General features: G+C 65.2%; 24 protein-coding genes. 10 read left to right on the top strand and 14 right to left on the bottom strand.

The genetic code is table 11. The features are described 5' to 3' along the window. Positions 1-140 precede the first annotated feature (140 nt). The 3 genes from AC6LJY_RS23965 to AC6LJY_RS23975 form a co-directional block, all read right to left on the bottom strand. The gene (locus AC6LJY_RS23965; RefSeq protein WP_314358660.1) at positions 141-1097 is read right to left on the bottom strand and encodes an NAD(P)-dependent oxidoreductase; all 957 of its coding nucleotides are present in this window, start codon (positions 1095-1097) and stop codon (positions 141-143) included. Positions 1098-1247: 150 nt separating this feature from the next. Then, the gene (locus AC6LJY_RS23970; protein ID WP_104144410.1) at positions 1248-2219 is read right to left on the bottom strand and encodes a Bug family tripartite tricarboxylate transporter substrate binding protein; all 972 of its coding nucleotides are present in this window, start codon (positions 2217-2219) and stop codon (positions 1248-1250) included. A 74-nt stretch (positions 2220-2293) separates the two neighbouring features. Further along, a complete protein-coding gene (locus AC6LJY_RS23975) occupies positions 2294-3295 on the bottom strand; it encodes a Bug family tripartite tricarboxylate transporter substrate binding protein (RefSeq protein WP_046804719.1) in 1002 nt (333 codons plus the stop codon). A gap of 166 nt (positions 3296-3461) precedes the next feature. Between AC6LJY_RS23975 and AC6LJY_RS23980 the strand changes: the two genes are divergently transcribed. The 5 genes from AC6LJY_RS23980 to garL all read left to right on the top strand — a co-directional run bounded on the left by AC6LJY_RS23980 (position 3462) and on the right by garL (position 8367). Further along, on the top strand, positions 3462-4391 hold the full coding sequence (locus AC6LJY_RS23980) for a dihydrodipicolinate synthase family protein (protein WP_498136917.1): 930 nt from the start codon (positions 3462-3464) through the stop codon (positions 4389-4391). Between the two features lie 176 nt (positions 4392-4567). Beyond that, positions 4568-5269, top strand: a complete 702-nt coding sequence (locus AC6LJY_RS23985) for a FadR/GntR family transcriptional regulator (protein WP_162941334.1) — start codon at positions 4568-4570, stop codon at positions 5267-5269. A 53-nt stretch (positions 5270-5322) separates the two neighbouring features. Further along, on the top strand, positions 5323-6435 hold the full coding sequence (locus AC6LJY_RS23990) for an Ldh family oxidoreductase (RefSeq protein ID WP_498136918.1): 1113 nt from the start codon (positions 5323-5325) through the stop codon (positions 6433-6435). Positions 6436-6532: 97 nt separating this feature from the next. Next, complete coding sequence (locus AC6LJY_RS23995; protein WP_046804715.1) at positions 6533-7531, top strand: Bug family tripartite tricarboxylate transporter substrate binding protein; 999 nt, start codon at positions 6533-6535, stop codon at positions 7529-7531. Between the two features lie 68 nt (positions 7532-7599). After that, complete coding sequence (gene garL, locus AC6LJY_RS24000; RefSeq protein ID WP_104144412.1) at positions 7600-8367, top strand: 2-dehydro-3-deoxyglucarate aldolase; 768 nt, start codon at positions 7600-7602, stop codon at positions 8365-8367. Between the two features lie 177 nt (positions 8368-8544). On the opposite strand, the gene lysA is transcribed toward garL, so the two are convergent. Beyond that, entirely contained in the window at positions 8545-9777 is a 1233-nt protein-coding gene (gene lysA, locus AC6LJY_RS24005; protein ID WP_498136919.1) for a diaminopimelate decarboxylase, read from the bottom strand. A gap of 114 nt (positions 9778-9891) precedes the next feature. Here lysA and AC6LJY_RS24010 point away from each other — a divergent pair, with 114 nt between their 5' ends. Further along, a complete protein-coding gene (locus AC6LJY_RS24010) occupies positions 9892-10800 on the top strand; it encodes a LysR family transcriptional regulator (RefSeq protein WP_046804783.1) in 909 nt (302 codons plus the stop codon). Positions 10801-11008: 208 nt separating this feature from the next. Here AC6LJY_RS24010 and rpsT read toward each other — a convergent pair whose 3' ends face one another. The 10 genes from rpsT to AC6LJY_RS24060 all read right to left on the bottom strand — a co-directional run bounded on the left by rpsT (position 11009) and on the right by AC6LJY_RS24060 (position 19307). Beyond that, positions 11009-11272: a 30S ribosomal protein S20 gene (gene rpsT, locus AC6LJY_RS24015; protein WP_025135824.1), complete on the bottom strand. Its 264-nt coding sequence runs from the start codon at positions 11270-11272 to the stop codon at positions 11009-11011. A gap of 289 nt (positions 11273-11561) precedes the next feature. Next, positions 11562-12533 (bottom strand): FecR family protein, encoded by a 972-nt coding sequence (locus tag AC6LJY_RS24020; protein WP_498136924.1) that lies wholly within the window; start codon positions 12531-12533, stop codon positions 11562-11564. Between the two features lie 193 nt (positions 12534-12726). Continuing rightward, a complete protein-coding gene (gene murJ, locus AC6LJY_RS24025; RefSeq protein WP_314358647.1) occupies positions 12727-14286 on the bottom strand; it encodes a murein biosynthesis integral membrane protein MurJ in 1560 nt (519 codons plus the stop codon). 184 nt (positions 14287-14470) lie between these two features. After that, positions 14471-15229: a 3-hydroxyacyl-CoA dehydrogenase gene (locus tag AC6LJY_RS24030; RefSeq protein ID WP_046804710.1), complete on the bottom strand. Its 759-nt coding sequence runs from the start codon at positions 15227-15229 to the stop codon at positions 14471-14473. A gap of 135 nt (positions 15230-15364) precedes the next feature. Further along, complete coding sequence (gene adk / locus AC6LJY_RS24035; RefSeq protein WP_046804709.1) at positions 15365-16021, bottom strand: adenylate kinase; 657 nt, start codon at positions 16019-16021, stop codon at positions 15365-15367. 91 nt (positions 16022-16112) lie between these two features. Beyond that, positions 16113-16877, bottom strand: coding sequence for a 3-deoxy-manno-octulosonate cytidylyltransferase (gene kdsB, locus AC6LJY_RS24040; RefSeq protein ID WP_046804708.1), 765 nt, complete (start codon positions 16875-16877; stop codon positions 16113-16115). A 10-nt stretch (positions 16878-16887) separates the two neighbouring features. Further along, positions 16888-17067 (bottom strand): Trm112 family protein, encoded by a 180-nt coding sequence (locus AC6LJY_RS24045; protein ID WP_120156251.1) that lies wholly within the window; start codon positions 17065-17067, stop codon positions 16888-16890. A gap of 64 nt (positions 17068-17131) precedes the next feature. Beyond that, positions 17132-18235: a tetraacyldisaccharide 4'-kinase gene (gene lpxK / locus AC6LJY_RS24050; protein WP_498136920.1), complete on the bottom strand. Its 1104-nt coding sequence runs from the start codon at positions 18233-18235 to the stop codon at positions 17132-17134. Then, positions 18232-18645: an ExbD/TolR family protein gene (locus tag AC6LJY_RS24055; protein ID WP_046804705.1), complete on the bottom strand. Its 414-nt coding sequence runs from the start codon at positions 18643-18645 to the stop codon at positions 18232-18234. Before AC6LJY_RS24055 ends, lpxK begins: the two co-directional genes overlap by 4 nt. Next, entirely contained in the window at positions 18642-19307 is a 666-nt protein-coding gene (locus AC6LJY_RS24060; protein ID WP_046804704.1) for a MotA/TolQ/ExbB proton channel family protein, read from the bottom strand. The genes AC6LJY_RS24055 and AC6LJY_RS24060 overlap by 4 nt, the downstream gene beginning before the upstream one ends. Positions 19308-19660: 353 nt before the next feature. Here AC6LJY_RS24060 and xseA point away from each other — a divergent pair, with 353 nt between their 5' ends. The 4 genes from xseA to AC6LJY_RS24080 form a co-directional block, all read left to right on the top strand. Beyond that, on the top strand, positions 19661-21028 hold the full coding sequence (gene xseA / locus AC6LJY_RS24065) for an exodeoxyribonuclease VII large subunit (protein WP_498136921.1): 1368 nt from the start codon (positions 19661-19663) through the stop codon (positions 21026-21028). A 95-nt stretch (positions 21029-21123) separates the two neighbouring features. After that, entirely contained in the window at positions 21124-24303 is a 3180-nt protein-coding gene (locus AC6LJY_RS24070) for an ankyrin repeat domain-containing protein (RefSeq protein ID WP_498136922.1), read from the top strand. A gap of 162 nt (positions 24304-24465) precedes the next feature. Next, positions 24466-25044: a superoxide dismutase [Fe] gene (gene sodB, locus AC6LJY_RS24075; protein ID WP_046804702.1), complete on the top strand. Its 579-nt coding sequence runs from the start codon at positions 24466-24468 to the stop codon at positions 25042-25044. A 278-nt stretch (positions 25045-25322) separates the two neighbouring features. Next, a partial coding sequence (locus tag AC6LJY_RS24080; protein ID WP_498136923.1) for a methyl-accepting chemotaxis protein occupies positions 25323-26951 on the top strand: 1629 nt, incomplete at its 3' end.

Consider the following 26951-nt stretch of genomic DNA (forward strand, 5'->3'; position numbering starts at 1 on the left):
CAGGAAGACTACCGACCTCTTGGGGCCGGAAAGTCGAAAGCCTCTCGGTATGGGCACCGAGAGGCTTTTTCATTTTTGCTTTCTGTTCTTTTGCTTTCTTTTTTTGCTATCTGCTTGGCCGCGCCATCGCGCGGCGGCGTTCATTCCACCGGCGTGATCACGTGGCCCGTGTCGAAGTACGCCTTCAGGTTGTCCAGCATCAGGTTTTCCATGGCCAGGCGGGTCTCCAGCGTGGCGCTGCCGATGTGCGGCAGCACGACGGCGTTGTCGCTGGTCTTCAGCGCGTCTGGCACCTTGGGTTCGTGCTCGAACACGTCCAGCGCCGCGCAGCCCAGCTTGCCCGCTTCCAGTGCGGCCACCAGCGCGGCCTCGTCAATGACCGGCCCGCGCGCGATATTGACGATGATGCCCTTGGGACCCAACGCTTCCAGCACGGCCTGGTTGACCAGGTGGCGCGTGCTGGGCCCGCCCACGGTGGCGACCACCAGGAAGTCCGCCCACGCGGCCAGGTCTACCAGCGATGCTTCGTAGCCGTACGCGATGTCGTCGCGCTTTCTGCGGTTGTGATAGCGCACGTCCATGTCGAAACCCGTGCCACGCTTGGCGATGGCTTCGCCGATGCGGCCCAGGCCCACGATGCCCAGCTTCTTGCCGCTGACGCGCTGGCCCAGCGGGATGCTGCCGTGCACCTGACCCCATTGGCCGGCGCGCACAAAGCGTTCGCCCTGGCCCATGCGGCGCGCACCCGCGATCAACAAGCCCCAGGCCAGATCCGCGACGCAGTCCGTCAGCACGTCCGGCGTGTTGCTGACCTGCACGCCGCGTTTTTTGGCGGCGTCCACGTCGATGGTTTCATAGCCCACGCCCCAGCTGCAAATGGCTTTCAGATCGGGCAGCGCGTTGATCAGTTCGGCGTCCGCGCCAAAGTTGGCCGACGTGACGACGGCGGTGATGCCCTTGCCATGGTCAGCCAAGGCCGCCTTGCGGTCGGGGAATTTCCATAGCTCCACGACGTCATAGCGCTCGGCTAGGTTCTTGTTGGCGGAAGGCGAGCCGGCCAGCGAGCCGACCTGGATGATGCGATGCTTGGTGGTCATGTTGTCGTACGGATGGGTGGCAAAACGGTCATGCTACTTGATTCGACCTTGAAAACCGCTGAGGGGATGCCCGCAGGCATCCCCTCACGGTTGCCTGGCCCTGGCCCTGGCCTTAGCGCTGGCCTTGGCCTGGATCAGGCGTGGCGGCTTTCACTCCAGCTGAATGTTCGCCTTCTGGATGACGTCCTTCCAACGCTTGACCTCGCCTTGCTGGAAGGCGGTGAACTGCTGCGGAGTATTCGCCACGACTTCAAAGCCCAGGCCTTGCAGCGTCTGCTCGGTCTTCGGGTCGCGCAACGCTGTCTGCAAGGCCTTGGACAGCTGTTCAACGACTGCCGGCGGCGTGTTCTTGGGCACGGCAAAGCCTTGCCACGAATACACCACCATGTCCTTGATGCCGGCTTCGGCCAAGGTCGGCACGTTGGGCAGGTCGGTCGCTCGGGCATCGCCGGTGATGGCCAGCGCCTTGAGCTTGCCGGCCTTGATGTGGTTTTGCACCGCGCCCAGGTTCTGGAACGACACGTTCACCTGTCCGCCGATCAGGTCCGCGATGGCAGCGCCGCCGCCCTTGTAGGGCACGTCCACGCCCGTGCTGTCCGTGCGCTGGCGAAACAGCACCGCCGACAGGTGGTCGGACGACCCGGTGCCGGAGGACGCGTACGACACGCTGCCCGGATTCTTCTTGGCATAGGCCACCAGTTCGGCCACCGTGCTGGCGGGAAAGTTGGGAGACGCGACCAGCACATTGGGGTTGCGCACCGCCTGCGTCAGGTAAGCAAAGTCCTTGCTGGGGTTGTAGGACAGGTTCTTGTACAGCGCCTCGTTGATGGCGAAGGTGCCGATCGAGCCCACCATCATCGTGTAGCCGTCGGGCGTGCTGCGGGCCAGCGCCTGGGCACCGATGGCGCTGTTGGCGCCGGGCTTGTTCTCGACCACGAAGGTCTGGCCCAGGATCTTGGTCAGGGCGGGCGTGACCGAGCGCGCGGTGATGTCGGACGAGCCGCCCGGCACGAAGGGCACGATCATGGTGACCGGCTTTTCCGGATAACCGGCGGCCTGCGCCGCCGGGCCCGCAAGTAGAACGGCGCCCGCCGCGGCAGCCGCGCAGAACAGTTTATTCATGTTGTCTCCTGGTTCGCGTGGTGATGAAAAGCCCGGCGCTCACGCGTTGCGCACGGGCCTGAATCTGCGTTGGTTCAGTCGACTTTCGCGCCCGAGGCTTTCACCACCTCGGCCCACTTGACGGTCTCTTGCGCCATGAACTGTTTGAACTGCGTAGGCGTGTTGCCCGACGGCGTGGCCCCTTGCGCCTGCAACTGCGCGCGCACCGGCTCTTGCTGCAAGGCCGCGGCCACGTCGCGCTGGATTTTTTCCACGATGGCGGGCGGCGTGCCGGCAGGCGCCAACAGGCCGAACCAGCTGGATGCCTCGTAGCCCTTCACGCCGGCTTCGGCCATCGTGGGCACGTCCGGCAGCGCGGGTGAGCGGGCCGCCGTGGTGACGGCCAGCGGGCGCAGCTTGCCGCCCTTGATGTAGCCCATGGACGAAGGCAGGTTGTCAAAGATCAGGTCGGCCGAACCGCCCATCACGTCGGTCAGCGCGGGGCTGCTGCCCTTGTAGGGCACGTGCGTCATGCGCGTGCCCGTCATTGTCTGGAACAGTTCGCCCGACAAGTGCGTGGACGTGCCGTTGCCGGTGGACGCCATGTTGACGCTGTCGGGATTGGCCTTCAGGTATTTGATCAGGTCCGCCACCGTGCGGATGCCATGCTTGTCCGCGAATTTGGGATTCAGTTCAAGAATGTTCGGCACCGGGATGACCAGCGTGACCGGTACAAAGTCCTTCACCGGGTCGTACGGCAGCTTGCTGTAGACGGACTGGTTGATGGCGTGCGTGCTGACGGTGCCCATCAACAAGGTGTAGCCGTCGGCCGTGGCGCGCGCGGCTTCGGCCGTGCCCACGTTGCCGCCCGCGCCGGCCTTGTTGTCGACCACCACTGATTTGTTCCAGCTTTTGCCCAGTTCCGCAGCCACCACGCGCGCGGCGATGTCGGCGGTGCCGCCGGCAGGGAAGGGCACGATGATCTTCACGTCGCGTTCGGGATAGTCGGCGTGGGCCTGCGCGGCGGGCAAGGTCAAGGCGATGGCCGTGAGGCTGGCGGCAGCGAGCAGCCGGCGTCGCGCGAATAGGGCATGCATGGTGTTGTCTCCTCGGTGTGCGCGTGGCCGCGCATCGTTTGTGGGATGTTCTGGTGATGCCGTTTCACTTGTCAAACAAATATAGGTATTGAGAATATGCTTGTCAACCAAGTATACTTTTTTCACCTTACTTATCTGACAACTGGATCAGCCAGGAGCCCCGTCCATGAAAACTTCCCCGGTCACCGCGCAGGACTTGCAACGCTCGGTCATTGCCGTGCCGCCGCTGGCGCGCCACGACGATCTTTCGCTGAACGAAGCCGCCAACAAGGCCCTGCTTGGCCATCTGGAAGCGGGCGGCGTGCGCAACGTCATGTACGGCGGCAACGCCAATTTCTACAACGTGGGCGTCAGCGAATACGCGCGCATCGTGGACATGCTGGCCGGCCTGGCCGGCGCGGACACATGGATCCTGCCCTCGGTCGGCCCTGACTACGGCAAGATGATGGACCAGGCCGCCATCCTGCGTTCGCGCGCGTTTCCCACCGCCATGCTGTTGCCGATGTCGTTCCCGTACACGGACGCCGGCCTGGCCGACGGCGTGCGCCGCTTTACCGATGCGCTGGGCAAGCCGGCCGTGGTCTATATCAAGTCCGCCGACTACCTGGCCCCCGAGACCGCCGCGCGCTTGATCGAAGAAGGCCGCATCGCCGCGTTCAAGTACGCGGTGGTGCGCGATGAACCGGCCAAGGACGCGTACCTGTCGTCGATGCTGCAAGCGGTGGACGCGCGCTGGATCGTCAGCGGCATCGGCGAACGCCCCGCCATCGTGCACTATCGCGATTTCGGCTTGAAGAGCTTCACGTCGGGCTCGGTCTGCATCGCCCCGCGCGGGTCCATGCGCTTGCTGCATCTGCTGCGCGATGGCCGCTACGACGAAGCCGAATCCGTGCGCCAACAATATCTGGGCCTGGAAGACTGCCGCGACGGCATCAGCCCGATTCGCGTGCTGCACGACGCGGTGACCTTGTCCGGCGTGGCGAACATGGGCCCCATGTTGCCGCTGCTGACCGGCATTTCCAGCGCCGAACGCGAACGCGTGGCGCCCGTCGCGCGCGAGTTGGCGGCCTGGGACCGGGAAGCCGTGGTGGCCTGAACGTGAACGGCTCGGCCGCGCATCGCCCGTCTTGCCGCCGGTTGGCGGTACGATGGGCGCTGTCCGCGTAAAGGCGGGCAGGCCTTACGCATTCAGGAGGTTTCGTGGCCCGATCCAAAGCAACAACATCATCCGAACCGCAGGCGCCGGCCGAGGCCGAAGCCGCCGGTTCCCATGTGCTTGAACGGGGACACCGGGTGCGGCTGGCGGACCAGGTCTACGGGCAAATCTTCGAACAAATCGTGTCGGGCGGGCTTAATGTCGGCGACAAGCTGCCGTCCGAAAACGAGATATCGGAACGCTTCGGGGTCTCGCGGCCGGTGGTGCGCGAAGCGCTGCTGCGGCTGCGCGCCGATGGCCTGATCACCGCGCATCAGGGGCTGGGCACCTTCGTCAGCCACCAGCCCGCGCCACGCCTGAAAACGTTCAACGATGTGCAGAACGTCAGCGCGTACCTGCGCGCACAAGAGGTGCGCGTGGCGCTGGAAGGCGATGCCGCGCGGCTGGCGGCGCTGCGCCGCACCGACGAACAGCTCAAGAAGATCACTGACGCGCACGCGGCCTTTGCCGACAGCCTGACGCATGGCCAGGTCTCGCCCGAGGCCGATCTGGCTTTCCACGCCAGCATCGCCGAAGCCAGCGGCAATGATTTTTATCTGGGCGTGCTGGAAAGCATCCACGAATCCATCAACGGTTTCATGCGCCTGACGTTGAGCCTGACCCGCACCGGCTCGCGCCAGCGCGCGCAGCGTGTCGTGGACGAGCACGCCACCATCCTGGACGCCATCCGCGAACAGGACAGCGAACGCGCCCGCGTCGCCATGCAGTTTCACCTGGGGCAGGCGCGCCATCGGCTGGTGGACCGCGAACGCGACTGATCCATCCCGCGTGGCTCGCCGCCACCCTTCACCACATCAAACGGAGACAACCCGTGCAAGGCAATGGAGCAACAGCGAGAAACGTGCCGGTAGAGCAGGTGCTTGAACAGATATTGCAGGTCTTGAAAGCGTGGGGCATGGACGAAGACCTGGCCCACACCACCGCCGGCCTGATGGCGCGGACGGATCTGCTGGGAATTGATTCGCATGGCATTTCGATGCTGCCTTCGTACGAGGAAAAGTGGCGTGCCGGGTCGTTGCGGCTGGATGCCCGCGCGCGCGTGGTGCGCGACAGCGGCGCCAGTGCGCTGATCGACGGCATGGGCGGTCTGGGCTATCCGGTGGCGGCGCAGGCCATGCATCTGGCCGTGGACAAGGCGCTGGAACACGGGGTGGGCGCGGTGTCGGTCTGCAATTCGCATCACTTCGGCGCGGCCGGCGTTTACGCGCGCATCGCGGTGGAACGCGGGGTGGTCGGCCTGGTGACCAGCAGCGCCAACGGCATCATCATGGTGCCCACGCGCGGCGCCATGCCCATGCTGGGCACCAACCCTATTGCGTTCGGCGCCCCGGCCGCGCACAACGAGCCTTTCGTCCTGGACATGGCCACCACGACAGTGGCCGCGAACAAGGTCAAGGTGTATGACTTTTTGGGCAAGCCTCTGCCGCCCGGCTGGGCGGTGGACGGGCAGGGTGCGGCGGTGACCGATGCCGACGCGGCCATGCAGTACATCTTCAAGCAGCCCGAAGGCGGGTTGACTCCCTTGGGCGGCACGCCGGCAATGAGCAGCCATAAGGGCTATGGCTTGGCGATGATGGCGCAGATTCTGGGCGGCACACTTAGCGGCAGCGCGTTTGCCGCGCGCCGCGCGCCTACGCGCAAGGCCGGTGAACCGGATGACGTGGGCCACTTCTTCCTGGCGCTTAACCCCGATGCGTTCCGCGCGGCGGGCTCGTTCGAATCCGATATGGACGACATGATCGACGCGCTGCACGACACGCCGCCCGCCAATCCCGACGAACCCGTGCTGGTGGCGGGCGAGCCCGAAGCGGCCGAGCGCGCGCGTCGGTTGCGCGCGGGCATACCCATTTCGGCAGCCCTGGCCGAACGCCTGCGCGGCATCTGCGAGCGCGCGGGCACGCCCTATCTGCTGGACGATATCTGATCGCACGGCGCTTGTTGCACTGATTTTGTTGTACCCAAAACAGCAGACCCGGCCACCGGGCTCATTCCCCAAGAAAAACCATACGGAAGAGACAACCATGCAACAACCCAAACCTTCGGCGCGCAGACGCCTTGCCGTGCTCGCGGCGGCCACGCTTGGTGCCCTGACGCTATTGCCCGGGGCGGCCATGGCGCAGGCGGCCTGGCCCGCCAAACCGGTCAAGCTGATCGTGCCTTTCCCGGCCGGCGGCAGCACAGACTCGGTCGGCCGACTGCTGGCCGCCGAGCTCTCCAAAGAGCTGGGCCAAAGCGTCATCGTCGAGAACAAGGGCGGCGCCAACGGCAACATCGGATCGGACGTCGTGGCCAAGGCGGAGCCTGACGGCTATACCCTGCTGCTATCGGGCGTGGGTTCCAACGCCATCAGCTACGCGGTCTACCAAAACATGCCGTATCGCAACAGCGACTTCGCGCATATCTCCTTGCTGGCCACCGGCCCCAATGTGCTGGTCGCGAACATGGAGTTTCCGGGCAAGACGTTCGCCGATTTCATCAAGTTGGCGCGCGAAAATCCGGGAAAGTACACGCATGCGAGTTCGGGCAGCGGCTCGTCCGGCCATCTGGCCATGGAGATGCTCAAGCAAGACGCCAAGATTGATTTGGTGCATGTGCCCTACAAGGGCGGCGCGGCCGCGATTACCGACATGATCGGCGGGCGTGTGTCAGTGATGTTCTTGAATCAGGACACGCTGCTGCCGCAAGTCAGGTCGGGCAAGCTGCGCGCGTTGGCCGTGGCCAGCGCCAAGCGCAACCCCGCTTATCCCGACACGCCCACGGTGGCGGAATCCGGCTATCCCGGTTTTTCGGCTGAATCGTGGTTCGGCTTGTCGGCGCCCGCCAAGACACCGCCTGCCGTGATCCAGCGCTTGAACCAGGCGACGGTAAAGGCGTTGGCGGCGCCCGAGATCCGTCAAAAGCTCGAAAGCGTGGGCTTTGTGGTGGTGGGCGACGACCCGAAGTCGTTCTCGGCGTTTGTCGATAACGAAATCGCCAAGTGGGGCAAGGCGGCCAAGGCATCGGGCGCGCGCATGGATTAATACGGGCGCGCCGGGTCATAGCCCGGCGCGTTGTTTCTGGTTTTTATTTTGCGACATTGGAAGTGGCAATGAACTCACCTTTACCCAACCGTTTCCGCCAACGCATCCTGGCGCGCGAGCGGCTCATCGGCTTTTGGATGTGTATGTCCAGCCACATCACGGCAGAGCTCGTCGGCCTGGCGGATTTTGACTGGCTGCTGCTGGATGGCGAACATTCGCCGAACGAAGTGCCGATGTTCCTGCAGCAGCTACAGGCGTTGCAGGGCAGCGCCAGCGCGGCCGTCGGCCGTCCGTCGTGGAACGACCCGGTGCAGATCAAGCGCTTGCTGGATATCGGCTTCTACAACCTGCTGATCCCGTTCATTGAATCGGAAGCGGACGCGCGGCTGGCGGTAGCCGCCACCCGTTATCCGCCCGAGGGCATACGCGGCGTGGCCGGCGCGCAGCGCAGCAACCGTTACGGCACGGTGCCCGATTACCTGCAAACCATCAACGACAACATCTGCGTGCTGCTGCAAATTGAAAGCCGTCCGGGCATCGATGCGGTGGACGAGATTGCGGCGGTGGAAGGCGTGGACGGCGTGTTCATCGGCCCGTCGGACCTGGCGGCCGCGTTGGGCCACATCGGCAACCCGAGCCACCCCGAAGTGCAAGAGGTCATTCGGCATCTGCACGAACGCGTGTCGGCCCAGGGCAAGGCCGTGGGAATCCTGGCGCCGGTGCAGGCGGACGCGCGCCGCTATCTGGACATGGGCATGCACTTTGTAGCGGTGGGCACGGACCTGGGCGTGTTCAAGCAGGCCACCTTTGCCTTGCGGGAAACCTTTCCCAGCTGATTGCGCCGGCTGACGTTGATATGCGAAAACGCCCCGCGAACGATGCGGGGCGATTTGCATTGCGCGCGCTGTTTGCAGTGCTTTGTTGGTGGTGCTTTGTTGGCAGTGCTTTGCTTTCAGTGGCTTTCAGTGCTCTGGTGTGGCGCTTTGAGCGTTGTGCCTGGTGTTGCCCGGCGCTCAGTCTTCCAGCGCCAGCAGTTCGCTCACCGTCTGGCGGCGACGGATCAGCCGCGCCTGGCCGTTGTCCAGCAACACTTCAGGCGCCAGCGGCCGGCTGTTGTAGTTCGATGACATCGACGAACCGTACGCGCCCGCGTTGTGCAACACCATGAAGTCGCCAATGCGCGGCTGCGGCAGCAGCTGATCCGACATCACGCCGCCTTCTTCCTGCGTGAACACGTCACCCGATTCGCACAACGGCCCGGCGACGGCAATGCGCGTTTGGGCCGCGCCCTGCGGGTCGGAACCGTCCGGAGCATGCACGGAAATGCGGTGGTAGCTGCCGTACATGGCCGGGCGCATCAAGTCATTGAAGCCCGCATCCACCAGCGCGAAGTCGCGCTCGGGGCGGTGGTTGACGGCGTGCACCTCAGTCACCAGCACGCCGGCCTCGGCGACCAGGAAGCGTCCGGGTTCGATCTCCAGGCGGATCGGGTGTTGCAGAAACTGTTCGATGCGCTTGCGGGCCGCGTCCCATTGTTCGAAGTAGTGGTCGCAGTCGATGCGCGGCTCGCCATCGCGGTAGGGAATCGACAGGCCGCCGCCGGCCGAGATCGCTTCGATGTCGTGGTCCAGCGAGCGCACCACGTCGACCATGGCGTCGCAGACGCTGGACAGGTGGCCGTAGTCCACGCCCGAACCGATGTGCATGTGAATGCCGACCAGCTTCAGGCCGTGGCGGCGCACGATGGACACGGCCCGGGCCACGTCGTCGATCCAGATGCCGTGTTTGCTTTGCGGGCCGCCGGTGTTGGTCTTGTTGCTGTGGCCATGGCCGAAGCCGGGGTTGATGCGCAGCCAAACGCGGTGGCCGCGCGAGGCCTGGCCCACGCGGTCCAACATGTCCAGCGAGCCGGCGTTCACGGTGATGCCGTGCCGAAGTACGGTGGCCAGCGTGGCGTGGTCGATCAGGTCGGCCGTGAAGACCATGCCTTCCGGTTCACCCTTGGGGTCGAATCCGGCGGCCAGGCTGCGCTCGATCTCGCCTAGCGACACGGCGTCGACCACCGCGCCTTCCTGGCGCATCATGCGCAGGATGTGCAGGTTCGAGCACGCTTTCTGCGCGTAGCGGATGGTGTCGAAGCGGCGCAGCTGCGCGATGCGTTCGCGGATGACGCTGGCGTCGTACACCCACAGCGGCGTGCCATGTTGCGTGGCGAGTTCGGTAAGTTGGCGCGGATCAAAAGCCATGAAGCATGAACCTTGAAAAAGGAAAGGAAACCAGGCGGCATGATGCCGGGTTCGTGTCATCCAGTAAAATGCTTATATGTTGAAGGGTCATTCATTCCTGATATGGAGCGCATCGTGTTGACGCATCGCCATATCGAAGTATTCCGCGCGGTGATGATCGCGGGCAGCGTCACGCGCGCGGCGCAGCTCTTGAGCACGTCGCAACCGACCGTCAGCCGTGAATTGGCGCGGATGGAGCAGGGCATCGGCTTTGCCTTGTTTGAACGCGTGCATGGGCGTTTACGGCCCACCATGCCGGCGCTGGCGCTGTACGACGAGATCCGGCAATCGTATGCGGGGCTGGAGCGCGTTGTGTCGGCCGCGGCCCGTTTGCGCGAATTCCGGGGCGGGCAGCTGTCCGTGATCGCTTTGCCGGCGTTCTCGCATTCCATCTTGCCGGATGCGTTTCGGCGTTTTCACGATCTTCATCCTGGCGTCAGCCTGTCCGTGGAGACGCAAGAATCGCCGTTTCTGGAGGAATGGCTGACGGCCCAACGCTACGATCTTGGGTTGACCGAGCGGGATGCCGCGCCGGCCGGCACGCGCTTGCAGCTGTTGCTGCAAGTGGACGAGGTCTGCGTGTTGCCCGATGGGCATCCGCTCTTGGCGCGCCAGGAAATCGATCTTGCTGATTTCGAAGGGCATGCCTTTGTCAGCCTGTCCGCCCACGATCCCTACCGGGTACAGATTGACGAAGCCTTTGCTGAAGTCGGCGTGTTGCGGCGCTCGGTGGTCGAAACGCCCACCGCCGTGTCGGTCTGCACTTTTGTCAGGCAAGGGCTGGGGTTGGCCATCGTGAACCCGCTGACGGCGCTGGACTTCGTCGGCAGGGGTCTGCATATCCGCCCGCTGCGGCGTTCGCTGCCCTTTCGCGTGAATGCAGTCTTTCCTGAACACCGGCCCGCCAATCCCTTGGTGCAAGCGTTCGTGGCATCCTTGACCGACGCCGCCAAAGCGATCAAGGCCCGGCTGGCCGGCGGATGATGGCTCTGCTTGTTCTATCGTTCAGGCAGTGAAACGACTCAGGCAGCCCGACTCAGGCAGCCCGACTCAGGCAGCCCGACTCAGGCAGCCCGACTCAGGCAGCCCGACTCAGGCAGCCGATCCGTTCAGGCAACAAAAAAGGATGCCCGAGGGCATCCTTCTTTATTTGCCGTATTCATGACGCCCCAGAAAGCGGGGCGGCAGAATCTTAGGCCAGCGCCTTGATAGCGGCAGCCAGGCGGCTCTTGTGGCGAGCAGCCTTGTTCTTGTGGATGATGTTCTTGTCAGCCACGCGATCGATCACGCTCGAGGCCTTCTGGAACACGTCGCCAGCCGCAGCTTTGTCGCCAGCGGCGATAGATTGGCGAACGCGCTTGATGGCGGTGCGCAGCATCGAGCGCAGGCTGGAATTGTGCTTGTTGCGCTCAACGGATTGGCGAGCGCGCTTGCGGGCTTGGGCGGTATTGGCCATGTTGCTATATAAGTTGAATTCGGCAAAGTCGAACATTGTAGCAAGTCCCGATGGGATTGCAAGCTTTTAATGTCAGATCTGTCGATGGAGCGCCCGTCAACCGGGCGGGGGGCGCTGGGGGGAAATGTTCCCGGGCTAAAGAGCCCTGGCTAGAGAACCCTTTCGGATGATCCCCTGCTAAAGCCTGAAACACAGCCTTGAGGAAAACCCGCGGCGCCTACTGGATAAAAACACGGTGCTGAGTATACAACGAAGCGGGCGCCAGGCACAGGCGCGCGGCATAGCGTTGTCAGGTCGCGACGTTGATAGAGACAAACCACGGGGTAAAGCGGCGGACATGGATGGGCATCATCTCTTGCAGGGTGTCCAGCGCGGCGTTGGTGTCGTCCAGGGGGAAATGCCCCGAGACGGGCAGGCCGCCGGCCGCCATCGATACGCGCAGCGTACCCGTGCGATAGGGGCGCAGCGCCGCAATCACTTCCGCCAGCGGGCGGCCCCGTGCGTCGACCCAGCCGGATTCCCATGCGGCTTCCGCCATCAGCTCGGCGCGCGGGATATCCATGCGTGACACGTCGAACCGGGCGCCCGTTCCCGCGCGCACGGTGCCGTGCGCGCCGGCCATCGTTTCGACTTCGACCTCGTGTTCATGCACCACGACCACAGTGCGCTGCACTTGCTGGCGCACCATGTACCGGGTGCCCAGTGCGCGCACGGTACCTTCGGCGGTCTGTACCAGGAAGGGGCGGCGCGCGTCGGGCGCCACCGAGACTGTTACGGCGCCGTCCAGCAGGCGAACCTGTCGGTAGGCGGGCGTGAAATCCAGGTTGACGCGGCTGCGGGCGTCCAGCAGCAATTGGCTGCCGTCGGACAGCAGGTAGCGGCGGCGTTCGCCGGTGGCCGTGGCCGCATCGGCGGCAACGTTGCTCAGCGGATAGAAGGCGTTGCCGACATAGGCGGCGCCGGCTGCCGTACTGGCGAGCGCCAGCGAGCCGGCCAGAAATCGGCGGCGTGGCGGCACGATGGCCGGGGGCGGAGGGATCAGCGACTGCGACGTGGGGGCGGCTCCGGCGGCGTACCCGGCTGCGGGATAAGCGTCGCCTAGCCGTCCAAACGTCGAACCTGCCAATGAGCCCGTCAGCTGTTGCCAGGCGTTCTCATGGACAGGGTCAGCCGCACGCCACGCCAGGAAGTCGTTGTAGTCCTGCGCTGTCGCTTTACCTGAGCGCAGCAGTAGCAACCAATTGATCACCTGGTCCGCCATGGGTTGTCCTTGGGCGTACTTCACTTCATGTTCCCGCCCGTGAATCGGCGGGGGTTCCTCTTGATGGCAATTTGTAAATAATAAAGGTTTTTTACCAAAGATTACCGGGCTGTTGGCATTTCTTGACGAATCTAGTGCAAAAAGCCGGCGGGAAGCCGGCTTTTTGGTGGGATTGTCTGCGCAATGGCCGAAATCAGACTTTTGGCCGACGTCCAAAGTCCTTAAGCCGGAAGCCAAAGAGTAACAACGTTCCGAAGTACACCACCCCGCTTGCCACCAAAACGCCACCCAGCAAGCCGGCGCGCTGTCCCGCATGGGCCTGCATGCCCAGCCAGTCGATTTTGCCGTCGGCGTACCACAGCAATGCGGCCAACGCCGCCAGGGCCGGCAGCAGGCGCAGCACGAACACGGTCCAGCCCGGCCCCGGCTGGTACACGCCCCGGCGGCGCAAGCCGATCAGAAGCGCCAAGGCGTTCAGGCAGGCGCCCAGGCCAATGGCCAGCGCCAGGCCGGCATGCGCCATGAACGGTACCAGCACCAGGTTCATCAACTGTGTCAAAACCAGCACGCCGATGGCGATTTTGACGGGCGTGCGGATGTCTTGCTTGGCATAGAACCCCGGGGCAAGAATCTTGACGGCCAACAGGCCGATCAAGCCGGCGGAGTACGACATCACGGCCAGGCGCGTTTGCAGCACGTCTTGCGCGGCGAAGGCGCCATAGTGGAACAGGGTGGCTACCAGGCCGTCCGACAGCAGCGCCATGCCCACCGCGGCGGGCAGGCCCAGCAGCAGCACCAGACGCAGGCCCCAATCCAGCAGGCCGCTGTAGCCGCCATGGTCATCGCGGGCGTGGGCGGCGGACAGGCTGGGCAGCAGCACGGTGCCTAGCGCCACGCCCAGCAAGGCGGTGGGAAACTCCATCAGCCGGTCGGCGAAGGACAGCCACGTGACGCTGCCCGGCGTGAGCCAGGTGGCGATGTTGGTGTTGATCAGCAGGGATATCTGCGCCACCGACACACCCAGCGTGGCGGGCGCCATTTGCTTGAGGATGCGCTGCACGGTGGGGTCGGCCCAGGCTTGGTGAAAGCGCAGCGAAAAGCGCGGAGTCAGCCCCAGGCGGGCCAGGGCCACCCATTGCACGGCCAGTTGCGCCACGCCGCCGATCATCACGCCGACGGCCAGTGCGTAGACGGGCACATCCATGCGCGGCGCCAGCCAGATGCACGCGGCGATCATCGACAGGTTGAGCAGCACGGGCGTGAAGGCCGGTACGGCGAATCGGCGCCAGGTGTTCAGCACGCCGGAGGCGAACGCAATCAGAGACATGCAAAAGATGTAGGGAAACATCATCCGCGTCATCCAGACGGCAGCGCCGAACTCGGTATCGCGGGCAGCGCCACGCAGGCCACTGGCCATGGCCGACACCACCCAGGGCGCGGCGACGATGCCGATCAACGTGATCAGCATCAGCGTGGCGGTCAGCAGCAGCGCCACGCGGTCCAGCAAGATGCGGACGTCTTCTTCAGACCGCTTGTTGCGCGCGGCGCCGAGTATGGGCACGAACGCCTGGGCAAACGCGCCCTCGGCGAACAGGCGGCGCAGCAGGTTGGGAATGCGGAAGGCGACCCAGAAGGCGTCGGTGATAGGGCCGGCGCCAAAGGCGCGCGCGACCAGGATGTCGCGAATCAGGCCGGAAATGCGGGACAGCAGGGTGAAGCTGCTGACGGTGGCCGCCGAACGAAACAGGCTCATGGATGGGACTACAAAAAATTGGGGCGGACTGGCCCCGCAAACACAACGCCTGTTGAAAGGACCGGTGCGCTCCCCGCCCACGCACTACGCAAGAATGCCCTTTCCCCGCCGGGCCGCCCCAAGGGGAAAGGCGCCCCCTCGGGGGGCAGCAAGCGTGCGAAGCATGCGCGGCGTGGGGGCATTCTTACTTCGGCGGCATGCGGATGGCGCCGTCCAGGCGGATGGTTTCGCCGTTCAGCATGTCGTTCGTGATGATGCTGTAGACCAGCTTGGCGTAGTCCTCCGGACGGCCCAGGCGGGCGGGGAAGGGGATGCTGGCAGCCAGCGAATCCTGCACTTCCTGCGGCATGCCGAAGATCATCGGCGTGCCGAAAATGCCCGGGGCGATGGTCATGCAGCGGATGCCCGTCTTGGCCAAATCGCGCGCGATCGGCAGGGTCATGCCCGCCACGCCCGCCTTCGATGCCGCGTAGGCAGCCTGGCCGATCTGGCCGTCGAAGGCGGCAACGGACGCCGTGTTGATCATGACGCCACGTTCGCCCGTGGGTTCCGGGGTATTGGCGCTCATGGCTTCGGCGGCCAGGCGCATCATGTTGAAGCTGCCGATCAGGTTGATCGACACGACCTTCTGGAACAGTTCCAGCGGGTGCGCGCCGTTCTTGCCGACGATCTTTGCGGCAGGCGCGACGCCCGCGCAGTTCACCAGCCCAAACAACGCACCCAGTTCCAGCGCGGCCGCCACGGCGCTTTTGCCGTCGGCTTCCTGCGTGACGTCGCAATGCACGTAGCGCTGGCCCAATTCCTTGGCCAGGGCCTGGCCCGGCTCGTCCTGCACGTCGGCGATGACGACCTTGGCGCCGTTTTCCACCAGCATGCGCACGGTGCCCGCGCCCAGTCCCGATGCGCCACCCGTAACGATGAATACCTTGTTCGCGATTTCCATGTCTCTACCACCAGTTCAATTCAAAGGGGATGAAAGCGGCGCGGCAGGCGCCGAATGCGACAAGGCCTTCGGGCCGATGCTGGAGCGCAGTGCGTCCAGCCGGCGCCGAAGGCCTTTGGGCCAACCAAGCGCCTATCAGCTGTTGACAGCCTCGAACAGGCGCGACTTGATTTCGTCGACGGCGCCCACGCCCGAGATCTTCCGGTACTTCGGGGCTTCGGCGGCGTTCTGCTGTGCCCAGGTCGAGTAGTAATCAACCAGCGGACGGGTCTGTTCGCGGTACACGGACAGGCGATGGCGCACCGTTTCCTCGCGATCGTCGTCGCGCTGGATCAGTTCTTCGCCAGTGAGGTCGTCGCGGCCTTCAACCTTGGGCGGGTTAAAGCGCACGTGGTAGCTGCGGCCGCTGGGCTGGTGCACGCGGCGCCCGCTCATGCGTTCGATGATGTCCTCTTCGGGCACTTCGATTTCCACCACGTAGTCCAGCTTGACGCCGGCGCTTTTCAGCGCGTCGGCTTGCGGGATGGTGCGGGGGAAACCGTCGAACAGGTAGCCGCCGGCGCAGTCGGGCTGCTTCAGGCGGTCCTGGACCAGGCCGATGATGATCTCGTCGGAAACCAGACCGCCGGCATCCATGACCTTTTTGGCTTCAATACCCAAGGGCGTGCCCGCCTTCACCGCGGCTCGCAGCATGTCGCCGGTGGAGATCTGGGGAATGCCGAAGTGTTGGGTGAGAAACGCGGCCTGGGTGCCTTTGCCGGCGCCGGGAGGTCCGAGCAAGATGAGACGCATGAGTGCTCCTGATGGGGTTTATTTTTTGTGATCCGGGGGATTATGCCGCAACGCAGCAGCCAATGCGGGGCTGCGCCATGGGAAATAACCCTTACATCTGTTTGCTGTAGACCAAGCGCACGCGTTCCAGATCCGCCGGGGTATCTACGCCCGCTGCGGGAGGGTTGAGCGTACGGTGTACGACGATTTGATGGCCATGTTCCATGGCGCGCAGCTGTTCCAGCGCCTCGAAGCGTTCCAGCATGCCTTGCGGCAGCGTCGGGAAGCGGCGCAGGAACGACACGCGGTAGGCGTATAGGCCGATGTGATGCCAGGCGGGCAGCCCGTCGGCCAGCACACGTTCGCCGCTGGCCAGCGCATCGCGCGCCCAGGGAATCGGGGCACGCGAGAAATACAGGGCGCGATCGTCGGCGGTGCACACGACTTTCACGACATTCGGGTTGAAGAGCGCCTCGGCGTCGGCCAGCGGGCAGGCGGCGGTGGCGATATCGGCGTGGGGGCAGGCTTGCAGCTTGGCCGCCACGGCGTCGATCAGTTCGGGTTCGATCAGCGGTTCATCGCCTTGCACGTTCACGACGATGGCGTCGTCCGCCAAGCCCAGTTGCTGGACGGCTTCGGCAAGCCGGTCGGTGCCCGTGGGATGGTCGCCGCGCGTCATCAGGGCGGTCAGGCCATGGGCCTGCACGGCCGCCTGCACGCGCGCGTCGTCCGTGGCGATGTACAGCCGGGATGCGCCGGACAGCGCAGCGCGGTCGGCAGTGCGCACGACCATCGGCTTGCCGGCGATATCGGCAAGGGGCTTGTCGGGCAGGCGGGTCGAGGCGGCGCGCGCCGGGATCAAGGCGATGAAACTCACGGTGCGGCGGTCAGGTGGGGGCGGTTTCGTCCAGCACTCGGGCTTCCGACTCAAGCATGACGGGGATGCCGTCGCGAATCGGGAAAGCCAGGCGGTCGGCGCGGCAAACGAGTTCGGCGTGCTGCCGGTCGTTTTCAAGGCGCCCCTTGCACAGGGGGCAGACGAGGATGTCGAGAAGTCGGGATTCCATGACGGGGATTCTAAAACAGTTTGCGGCGGGCAAGGCCCGGCGGGCCCGGGCGAGAGTCAGATTTTCAAGTCGGCGGCCGCGCTTGGGTGATTGCCGATGCCGACTTTGGAGCGAGACGTTGGTGTAGCGTTTGTGCCAGCCAGTCAAACAACCGGGCGTCGGAAAAAGCCGCCGTGACGGGGACTTCCCACAGGCGCGTGTCGTGCAGCGCAGCACATTTGATGGCGTCCTTGGATGTCACCAGGATCGCGTCGGCCATCAGGCCCTGGAAGGGCGAGTCGGCGTAGTCGTGATGGTCGGGCAAGGGCAGCGTCGCGTCCGCTTCGATTCCGGCCGCGCGCAGCGTCGAGAAGAAGCGTTCCGGGTTGCCGATGCCCGCGGCGGCGGCCACGCGCGGCTGGCCCGCAAAGGCGGAAAGCGGGCGCGTCGCGCCGTCTTCGATGTGGCGGGCGTCGCCCGGTTCCAGCCACATCCGCACCGGACGCGGGCGGCGGGCGGGAACAGCGTCGGCGTTGGCGTTAGCCTGGACCCCGGGGCCGACCGGCGTGCCGATGTTGGTGACGACCACATCCACGTCCTGCAAGCGGTGCGCGGGTTCGCGTAGTGGGCCGGCGGGCAGCAGCCTACCGTTGCCCACGCCGCGCGCGTCCTGCACCACGATTTCGACGTCACGCGCCAGCGCCAGATGTTGCAGGCCGTCGTCCGAGACAATCACGTCCACATCGGGATGCGCCTGGAGCAGCGCACGGGCGGCCAACGCGCGTTTCGGGTGCACGGATACCGGGGCACCCGTGGCGCGCGCGATCAACGCGGGCTCGTCGCCAAAGCGATCAGCCGCCAATGCACCGACGCCGACCCGGGCTTCGCGGCCGATCTTCACGCCATAGCCGCGGCTGACCACGCCCGGGGTGAACCCGCGCGCCCGCAAGCCTTGCACCGTGGCGATCACCATGGGGGTCTTGCCGGTGCCTCCGACGTAGATGTTGCCCACCACCACGACCGGCACCGGCGCGCGGTAGCTGGGCTTGGCGCCGCTGAGGTAGGCGGCGCGCTTTCTGGCCACCGCCCATTCGGTCAGCGCAGCCAGGGGCGATAGCAGGGTCGACAGCCAGCCGCCATGCTGCCACTGGCGGGCCAGCAGCGAAGGAGACGAACGCGGGGTGCTCACCGTGAGGTCTGGGCGGCGAAGTTGACGCGCCCGATGCCGGCCAGGCGGGCGGCTTCCATGATGTTGATCACGGATTGGTGGGTGGCTTGGGCGTCGGCGTTGATGATGACCAGCGGCTCGGTCTTGCCGGCGGCCGCCTGACGCAGTACGTCGGCGATTTCAGGAGGCGTGGAGACGTCGATCAGCGTGCCGTTCAGCGCATAGCGCCCATCCTGGCTGACGGCCACTTCCAGCGCCGGCGGCGTGTCCTGCTCGGACGAGGCCTGCGGCAGGGTCACCTTCAACTGCGTGAAGCGGGTGAACGACGTGGTGGCGGCCAGGAAAATCAGGATGACCAGCAAGACGTCGATCAGCGGGATCAGGTTGATGTCCAGCTCGTCGCGATCGCCCCGGGAACCGCGGAAATTCATGAACGCCCCTCGCGTGCGGGGTAGGCCGCGGGGTGGGCTGCGGGATGGGTGGAAGGGGCCGGCGGCACGGGCGACACGGCGCGGACCAGGCGCGAGGCGGATTGCTCCATGGCGCTGAGATAGCCGTCGACCCGACCGCGCAGGTAGCGGTGGGCAATCATGGCGGGAATGGCGATCAGGATGCCGAAGCCGGTGTTGTACAGCGCGATGGAGATGCCGCGCGCCAGTTGGGCGGGGTCGCCGCCGCCGGGCGTGTACGACCCGAAGATCTCGATCATGCCGACCACGGTGCCGAACAGCCCCATCAAGGGCGCGACGACGGCGATGGTGCCGATGGCGGGGATGTAGCGGCTGAGGTCATGCGCCACGGCCCGGCCGGTGTCTTCGACCACGTTGCGCAGTTCTTCGCGAGGCAGATGGCGGTGACGCATCACTTCGGCCAGCACCCGGCCCAGCGGCGAGTTTCGTTCCAGGCGGTTGATGGCTTCGGGGGTGTCCTGGCGGTTGCGCAGCATGTCCACGACCTGTTCGTTCAGGCCGCGGGGCAGGATAAGGCTGCGGCGCAGGGAGAGGAAGCGCTCGAAAATCAGCGCCAGTCCCAGCACGGATGTCGCCAGCAGGGGCCAGATGGGCCAGCCGGCCTCGCGCAAAATGGAAAGCAAAGCGTTCAACTCCCGGGGGCCATAGGGCGGCAACAGTGCGTGCGCCGTGGCATCAGATCAAGCCGAAACTGTAACGGGGCGGCGGGTTTGTGGCAAGGCGGGAAGGCCCGCGATTTATCCACAGAAATTGTGGATAATTCTGTGCAAAACTTCGCCGGAACGCTTGTGGGCACAGGGCTTGCGCTTGTTTGCTTCAAATTAGCGCAATCGAGTTTTTATAATTTATATATAAAAATCAATAACTTGCACGGAGTTTGCTGGCTTTCGGGCCTGCCGCTGCAAAAATCTGTGGACGCGGTATCATTGCGCCCCGCTACGTATGCCCTGTGGACAGGTACGCATCGGAAAGCCTCATGACAATTGAATTTGCAGTCACAAACAACGCATTCACGCGGGATATCCTGACAGTTGCCCAGCTAAACCAAGCAGTGGGGCAGTTGTTGGAGCGCAGCATCCCGGCTTTATGGGTGCGCGGAGAGATTTCGAACTTCACGCAGGCGGCATCCGGGCATTGGTACTTCACGCTCAAGGACAGCCGGGCCTCGGTGCGGGCTGTCATGTTCCGAAGCCGCGCCAGCGCAGTCGGCTTTGTCCCAAAGGCGGGCGACCAGGTCGAAATCCGTGCGCGGGTGTCCCTGTACGAGCCGCGCGGCGACTACCAGTTGCAGGCCGACGCCATGCGCCGGGCCGGTCTGGGCAATCTGTATGAAGCGTTTCTACGGCTGAAAGAGCAATTGGCCTCGGAAGGCCTGTTCGATCCGGCCCGCAAGCGCGAGCCCGCCCGCTTGCCGCGTGCAATCGGGGTCATTACGTCGCTGCACGCAGCGGCGCTGCGCGATGTGCTGTCGGCGCTTGCCCGGCGCGCGCCGCAAGTGCCCGTCATCATCTATCCGGCCCCGGTTCAGGGCGCCGATGCCGCCAGCCGCCTGGCCGCCCAAGTGCGCTTGGCCAACGCCCGCGCCGAGGTCGACACCTTGCTGCTGGTGCGCGGCGGGGGCAGCATCGAAGATCTGTGGAGCTTCAACGACGAAGACCTGGCGCGGCAGGTCGCGGTCAGCGAAATTCCGGTGATCAGCGGCGTGGGGCATGAAACCGACTTCACCATCGTGGACTTTGTGGCCGATGTGCGCGCGCCCACGCCCACGGCCGCCGCCGAATTGGCCTGCGTGCCACGTTCCGAATTGATGGGCCGCGTCATGCAGTCGGCCCAGGCCATGGTTCGGGGCCAGCAACGGCGGCTGGAACGCGCCGCGCAGCGCCTGGATCGTGCGTCCGGGCAGTTGGTGTCGCCGTCGCAACGGCTTGAGCACCAGCAAGAACGCCTGAACAGCCTGCCCTTCCGGCTTGCGTCCGCGTGGTCGGGCCCACAAGCCCGGCGCACCGCGCGCGTCAATCTGCTGACGCAACGCCTGGCGCATCGCGTGCCCGATACCGGACGCGCCGCCGACCGCCTGGCAGGCGCCGTGCGTCAGCTGGGCCAGGCGCATGCGCGTCTGCTCGTGCAGGGTCGCAACCGGTTGGCGGCGGCCACGGCGCAGTTACGCGCGCTGGACCCGGGCAATACCTTGTCGCGCGGCTACGCCATCGCGCGGGACGCCGATGGCCGCATCGTGCGGGATGCCGCAAGTCTGGCGGCCGGGCAGGCGCTGGACCTGAGCTTTGCACAGGGCGGGGCGCAGGTGCAGGTGCAGCAAACCCGCAATAGCCGCGACGCCGGTTAAGCAGAAACGATCCGCCGGCCGGCAACGCCCATGCATTCGGCGCGGGGCGCCGGCGGGGTGGTGCACGACAGGTTGACGCACTCTGAGGCGATGCGATGCGGCACAACGAAAGCATGGGTTGGATGGCCGGTGTGTTGGCCGGAACGGTCATGGCGCTGGGGCACGTAGCGCTAGTGGAAGCGGCAGAGGCCACACCAGTGCCGGTATCAGCGCAGGCAACATCGCCGGAATCAGCACAAGGACCGGCACGGGTATCAGCGCAGGAATCAACGCAGGTACCGGCTCAGACCCCGACCCAGACCCCGACCCAGACCCCGGCCCAGACCCCGGCCCAGACCTCGGCCCAGACCTCGGCCCAGACCCCGCCTCAGGCCGCAAGCCAGCCCCCCGCCGCCAACTGCGATTGCCAGTCGCCCTACCGCGACTACAAAGAGGCCGACACCCCCGACACCCGCGCACTGTTTGCCGCCGTACGCAACAACGATCCCGACGCCTTTGCCTCTGCATTGGCGCAGGTCCGGCAGCCCGGCGACTACGCGCTGGACGGCGTGCCGCTGCTGCACGCGCTGCTCAAGCCGCCGCGCGAATTGCGCGCCCAGAACGTGTACTGGGGCATTTCAACCGAGGATGCCGATCGCATACGCCAAGCTCACCAGGCCACGCTGCCTGCGCGCACGCGCATGCTGGCCGCGCTGCTGGCCACCCGGCCACCGCTGAACGACGTCACCTACGAATCGCGTCGTCCGCCGCTGCATCTGGCGCTGCTGTATGGCACGCCCGAACTCATGGACATGCTGCTGGCGGCCGGTGCCGACGCCAATCAGCGCGGCGATGAACACCGCACCCCGCTTGAATTCCTGTTGAATCGCGATTTTGAATTCGCGGTGCGCATGACCTATCTGCCGCGTCTGGTCGACCGCCCATCAATGACACACATGGTGCTGGCCTTGTTCAAGGCCGGCGCCGCCAAGCCCTATGCCGACGCGGGCGCCGACGTGGCGGATTACCTGGCGTGGTCGCCCATGGTTGAACTGACCGAGGGCGCGGCACCGTTGCAGGCGCTGGCCGCCACCGGCACCAAGCCGGCGTATGAAGACGGGCTGACCGCCTTGGCGCTGGCCGCCTACCTGGGCAATGCCGGCGCGGTGCCCGTGTTGAAGGAACTTGGGCCGCGCCAAATCCCCAACACCGGCTACGGCCAGAGCGGCCAATACGACATCTGGCTGGACGCCGCGCAGGCGGCGGTGCAGGGCGGTCATCCCGATATTGCGGCGCAGTTGCTGCAAAAGAACATGCCGTTCGCACAACGCGGCCCACAAACGGGTTCCAGCGCGGCGCTGTTCACCAAAGTGGAGTCCGACGCCCAGCCCATCATGAATCTGGCGGCGCGCCGTGGCGACGTGCAAACGCTGCAACGTTTGCTGGCGCTGGGGGCGCCAGTCGATGGCGACCCGCAAGATCAAAACGGCAACACGCCGCTTGCCGATGCGGTACAGGCCCGCAAACCGGAAGCCATTAAGCTGCTATTGGCCGCGGGCGCCGACCCCCGCGCCAAGCGTGAAGGCTATGACGTGAAATCGCCCGTCGATGTCGCGGTCCAATCGGGTGATGCCGCAACGCTGCGCCTGTTCGCCGATGCGGGCTTCGACCTGAAGGCGCTGGGCACGGGGGCGATCCGGCGCGCGGTGGAAAACCGCGATACGTCATTGGCGTTGATGCTGATCGAAGCTGGCGTGCCCACGGAAGTGAAGGCGGGGGACGCGGACAGCGGCGACGGCGCGCCGCTGTTGCTGCTGGCCGCAGCGTCGGGGCAAGTGCCCGTCGTTGACGCCTTGCTGGCCAAGGGCGCGGACCCGGTCGGCCTGGCGCCCGATGGCGAAAGCGCGCTGTATTGGCTGATCGGCAGGCAAGACGCCGCGATGCTGGAACGGCTGCTGCGGGCAGGCGCCAAGTTGGACGATCCACGCCTGCCGCGCGCCCCGGCTTCGTACGCGCTGTTGAACGCGGCCGTGGCCTCGGGCGACATCGCGCTGGTGCGCCGCATCAGCAAAGCCACCGGCCAACCCGTGGCGCAAGCCTGCATGCCCGAACGCGGCGAAGCCAGCCTGATCGAAGCGCCGGGCTATATCGCGGCATTGCAGGCGGCCGGTTTTACCGGCAAGCCCTCGACCTGCGCGCTCGACGCCGCGCCGCTGTCGCGACGCATCGTGGTTCAGTTGCTTCATAGCCGGCAGTGGTACGTGGCCCGGCAGGGCGAACTTGTGCAGCTGTTGCGGTTCGTGAACGCCACCGGGGGGTCGCTGGACGCCGCACTGGACGACGGCGCGACGCCCTTGAACACCGCAATCGAACTGGGCCGCGAAGACTTGGTCCGCGCCATGCTCACGGCCGGCGCGCGTCCCGACCAGGCCGACGCCATGGGCCGCGGGCCGGCGTGGGTGGCGTTGCAATCCGGTCAGCCCGCCATGCTGTCATTGCTGGCGCGCCACGGTGCGCGTTTTGACAAGGTCGCCGCACCGCCTGGCCAGTCCTTCGCCCACACGCTGGCATGCCAGTCCGCACCCGCGTTCCAGCGTGTCGTCCAAGCGGCCGGTGCATCCCCGCCGGCCACTTGCCCGTCCCCCGCGCCGTCCAGGCGAGGGGCCGCCAAGGTTGCCAGCAAATCCGCCGACTCCGCGGGCTTGGCGGGCCGGTATGTGCTGAACGGTGTGCGCGAAGTCGGTAGCCAATTGCTGTTGTCGCCGGACGGCAGCTTTGACTACATGCTGAGCTACGGCGCCGTCGACATCGCGACGCGCGGCGCCTGGCGCAGCGACGGCAAGCAGGTGTTTCTGGACACGCCGCCGATCCAGCCGTATTCGCCTGTCCACGACGTGCGTGCTGATACCCGGCCCGCACGCCCCGCCCAGCCCGGCTTTTTGTCCGTGCGCGTTTTCTACCGCGATCGCCCGGTGAAAGTTGACGTGGCGATGTCGTCGGCGGATGCCGATCACGGGGGCGGTCCGCGCCCGTCCGAAGGTGAAGACGGCATCAGCGCACCCATCGAGCCGGGCGCTTTGAAAACACTGGCCGTGTTTGTGCCGCTGCCCTCGGGCGCGCGTTGGCATCAGGTAGACATCAGCAAACTGGACGCCGGCACGCGCGCGATACGCGTGGACCTGGACGTACCGGAAGAAGCCGCCGGTGCACCGCTGCACAAGACATTCACCGTGCACAAAGACGGCACGCTGGTGGAGTCGGAAGGCGGCAGGGAACTGCGATACGAGAAAGAGTAGCGTTTACAAAAACCCAGTGCGACACGCCGTGCGTCGGCGTGAATGCGCATATGCTCATGCGCGCCGTTAACCCCGCGCGGACGCGGGGTTAACGCGGTATCCTCATTAGTTGCCGATACAATTGACCGGCTTGATCGTGCACTCAACAGAAGGAACCAACACATGGCACATACTCTTCCCCCCCTGCCTTACGAACTCGACGCCCTGGCCCCGCACATTTCCAAGGAAACGCTGGAGTTCCACTACGGCAAGCATCACCAGACTTACGTCACGAACCTGAACAACCTGATCCCGGGTACGGAATTCGAAACGCTGTCGCTGGAAGACATCGTGAAGAAGTCCTCGGGTGGCATTTTCAACAACGCCGCTCAAGTCTGGAACCACACGTTCTACTGGAACAGCCTGGCCCCCAAGGCCGGCGGCGCACCCACCGGCAAGCTGGCTGATGCCATCAACGCCAAGTGGGGCAGCTTCGACGCTTTCAAGGAAGCGTTCAACAAGTCGGCAGCCGGCAACTTCGGTTCGGGCTGGACCTGGTTGGTCAAGAAGGCCGACGGTTCGGTTGACATCGTCAACACCAGCAACGCCGCCACGCCGCTGACCACCGCCGACAAGCCGCTGTTGACCTGTGATGTCTGGGAACACGCGTACTACATCGACTACCGCAACGCGCGTCCCAAGTACCTGGAAAATTTCTGGGCACTGGCCAACTGGGATTTCGCCGCCAAGAACTTTGCCTGATCGGTAAAGACAAGCCGGGCCACACACGGCGCCCGCAAGAAAAAACCCCTGGTGCCTTGCGCAGGGGTTTTTTTATTCCATTTCAGGAAAAATTCAGCTGACATAACCCTGTCGATTGTCGATTTCATTCCAGGGAAATGACAAAGAAACAACCTTTTCTTTAGGGTTATCCCTAGGAATCCCGACCGCTATTGTTGCCAGTGGTCAGGGCTGAACCACGGGGCCAACGGATCGCGGCATGCCCGCTTACAACCGGGGTAACTACAGGGAAGGGAAGCATGTTTCGCTTATTTTCAGGCTTGCGCATTGGGGCGCGCCTGTCGGGCGCGTTTTTGCTCGTGGCGGTAATCGGCGGTGCCATCGGGGCCTTTGGTGTTTGGGGGCTGTCGCGCATCAACGAATTGAATGACCGGCTGTACGACACCGAGCTGCGTGGCATCTCGGATTTGAAAGAATCCAATCTGAATCTGATCTACGCGGGCCGCGCCCGCAGCGGCTACCTGGCCGCCAGCACCGATCAGGATCGCCAGGCGTTGAAAAAGCAGTTTGACGACGCCGTCAAGAACATGGACGTGCTGCGCGACAAGGCCGCGAAGAATTTCCACGAAGAAGAGGGCAAGCGCCTGCTGGCGCAGTTTGTCGAAACCGAACAGGTGTGGAAGCGGGAGTCGGAAGCGTTCTTCACGGCGGCGAAGTCGCAGTCGTTGACGCAAACCGATCCGCGTGTGGCCGAGATCGAAAAGCGGGTTATCGCCTCGTCGCAAAAGCTTGACGACCTGATGACCAACCTGGCCGTGGGCAAGGAAAAAGCCACCGCGCAATCGGTGGACGAAGCCACCGACCTGTACGACACCGTGCGCGCCGTGATGATCATCCTGGCCGTGGCCGGCGTGGTGATCGGCATGCTGTTGGGCTGGCTGGTCACGCGCGGCATCGTGCGTCCGCTGGAACAGGCGGTGAAAGCCGCGCGCCAGGTCGCCGCGGGCGATCTGACCACCGACATCCAGGTGGCCACGCGTGACGAAACGGGCGACTTGATGACGGCACTGAAGGCCATGAACGAAAGCCTGGCGCGCATCGTCGCGGACGTGCGCGATGGCTGTGAAAGCATCGCCTCGGCGTCCTCGCAGATCGCGCAAGGCAACTCCGACCTGTCGCAACGTACTGAAGAGCAAGCCTCGTCGCTGGAGCAGACTGCCGCGTCGATGGAAGAGCTGACCAGCACCGTGCAGCAAAACGCCAACAACGCCAGCGAGGCCGATCGTCTGGTGACGCAGGCGTCCACCGTGGCAGTGCGCGGGGGCGAAGTGGTGGAAGGCGTGGTGCAGACCATGAGCGCCATTTCGGACAGCTCGCGCCGCATCGCCGATATCACGGGTGTGATCGACGGTATTGCCTTCCAGACCAACATCCTGGCGCTGAACGCCGCCGTGGAAGCGGCGCGCGCGGGCGAGCAGGGCCGGGGCTTTGCCGTGGTCGCGGGTGAAGTGCGCACCTTGGCGCAACGCTCGGCGGTGGCCGCCAAGGAAATCAAGGCGCTGATCGACGAATCCGCCGCGCGTGTGCAGGGCGGTACGCGCCAGGTGGACGAGGCAGGCCGCACCATGCGCGAAGTGGTCGACAGCGTGCGTCAGGTAGCAACGCTGGTGCGGGAAATTGCCAGCGCATCCGAAGAGCAATCGTCCGGCATCGGCCAGGTCAACCAGGCCGTGGCGCAGATGGATACCGTGACGCAGCAGAACGCCGCGCTGGTTGAAGAAGCGGCCGCCGCAGCCGCCAGCATGCAAGAGCAAGCCGGCCGCCTCGCGCAGGAAGTGCGCCGCTTCAAGGTGGACGCCGCCGCGGGTTCCGGGCGTGGCGCCGAGGCGCGTTTGCTTACGCCCCCGCCCGCGTCCCTGGCCGCGCGC

The sequence above is a fragment of the Achromobacter sp. RT286_PF genome (genome assembly GCF_059760425.1).

What these genes read in the sequence shown, in the direction of transcription:
- AC6LJY_RS23980 (WP_498136917.1), top strand. Translation starts at nt 3,462, where the DNA reads ATGAAAACTTCCCCGGTCACCGCGCAGGACTTGCAACGCTCGGTCATT.
- xseA (WP_498136921.1), top strand. Translation starts at nt 19,661, where the DNA reads ATGACAATTGAATTTGCAGTCACAAACAACGCATTCACGCGGGATATC.
- AC6LJY_RS23970 (WP_104144410.1), bottom strand. Translation starts at nt 2,219, where the DNA reads ATGAATAAACTGTTCTGCGCGGCTGCCGCGGCGGGCGCCGTTCTACTT.
- AC6LJY_RS23995 (WP_046804715.1), top strand. Translation starts at nt 6,533, where the DNA reads ATGCAACAACCCAAACCTTCGGCGCGCAGACGCCTTGCCGTGCTCGCG.
- AC6LJY_RS24020 (WP_498136924.1), bottom strand. Translation starts at nt 12,533, where the DNA reads ATGGCGGACCAGGTGATCAATTGGTTGCTACTGCTGCGCTCAGGTAAA.
- AC6LJY_RS23975 (WP_046804719.1), bottom strand. Translation starts at nt 3,295, where the DNA reads ATGCATGCCCTATTCGCGCGACGCCGGCTGCTCGCTGCCGCCAGCCTC.
- rpsT (WP_025135824.1), bottom strand. Translation starts at nt 11,272, where the DNA reads ATGGCCAATACCGCCCAAGCCCGCAAGCGCGCTCGCCAATCCGTTGAG.
- AC6LJY_RS23965 (WP_314358660.1), bottom strand. Translation starts at nt 1,097, where the DNA reads ATGACCACCAAGCATCGCATCATCCAGGTCGGCTCGCTGGCCGGCTCG.
- adk (WP_046804709.1), bottom strand. Translation starts at nt 16,021, where the DNA reads ATGCGTCTCATCTTGCTCGGACCTCCCGGCGCCGGCAAAGGCACCCAG.
- AC6LJY_RS24030 (WP_046804710.1), bottom strand. Translation starts at nt 15,229, where the DNA reads ATGGAAATCGCGAACAAGGTATTCATCGTTACGGGTGGCGCATCGGGA.
- lysA (WP_498136919.1), bottom strand. Translation starts at nt 9,777, where the DNA reads ATGGCTTTTGATCCGCGCCAACTTACCGAACTCGCCACGCAACATGGC.
- garL (WP_104144412.1), top strand. Translation starts at nt 7,600, where the DNA reads ATGAACTCACCTTTACCCAACCGTTTCCGCCAACGCATCCTGGCGCGC.
- sodB (WP_046804702.1), top strand. Translation starts at nt 24,466, where the DNA reads ATGGCACATACTCTTCCCCCCCTGCCTTACGAACTCGACGCCCTGGCC.
- AC6LJY_RS24055 (WP_046804705.1), bottom strand. Translation starts at nt 18,645, where the DNA reads ATGAATTTCCGCGGTTCCCGGGGCGATCGCGACGAGCTGGACATCAAC.
- AC6LJY_RS24045 (WP_120156251.1), bottom strand. Translation starts at nt 17,067, where the DNA reads ATGGAATCCCGACTTCTCGACATCCTCGTCTGCCCCCTGTGCAAGGGG.
- murJ (WP_314358647.1), bottom strand. Translation starts at nt 14,286, where the DNA reads ATGAGCCTGTTTCGTTCGGCGGCCACCGTCAGCAGCTTCACCCTGCTG.
- AC6LJY_RS24070 (WP_498136922.1), top strand. Translation starts at nt 21,124, where the DNA reads ATGCGGCACAACGAAAGCATGGGTTGGATGGCCGGTGTGTTGGCCGGA.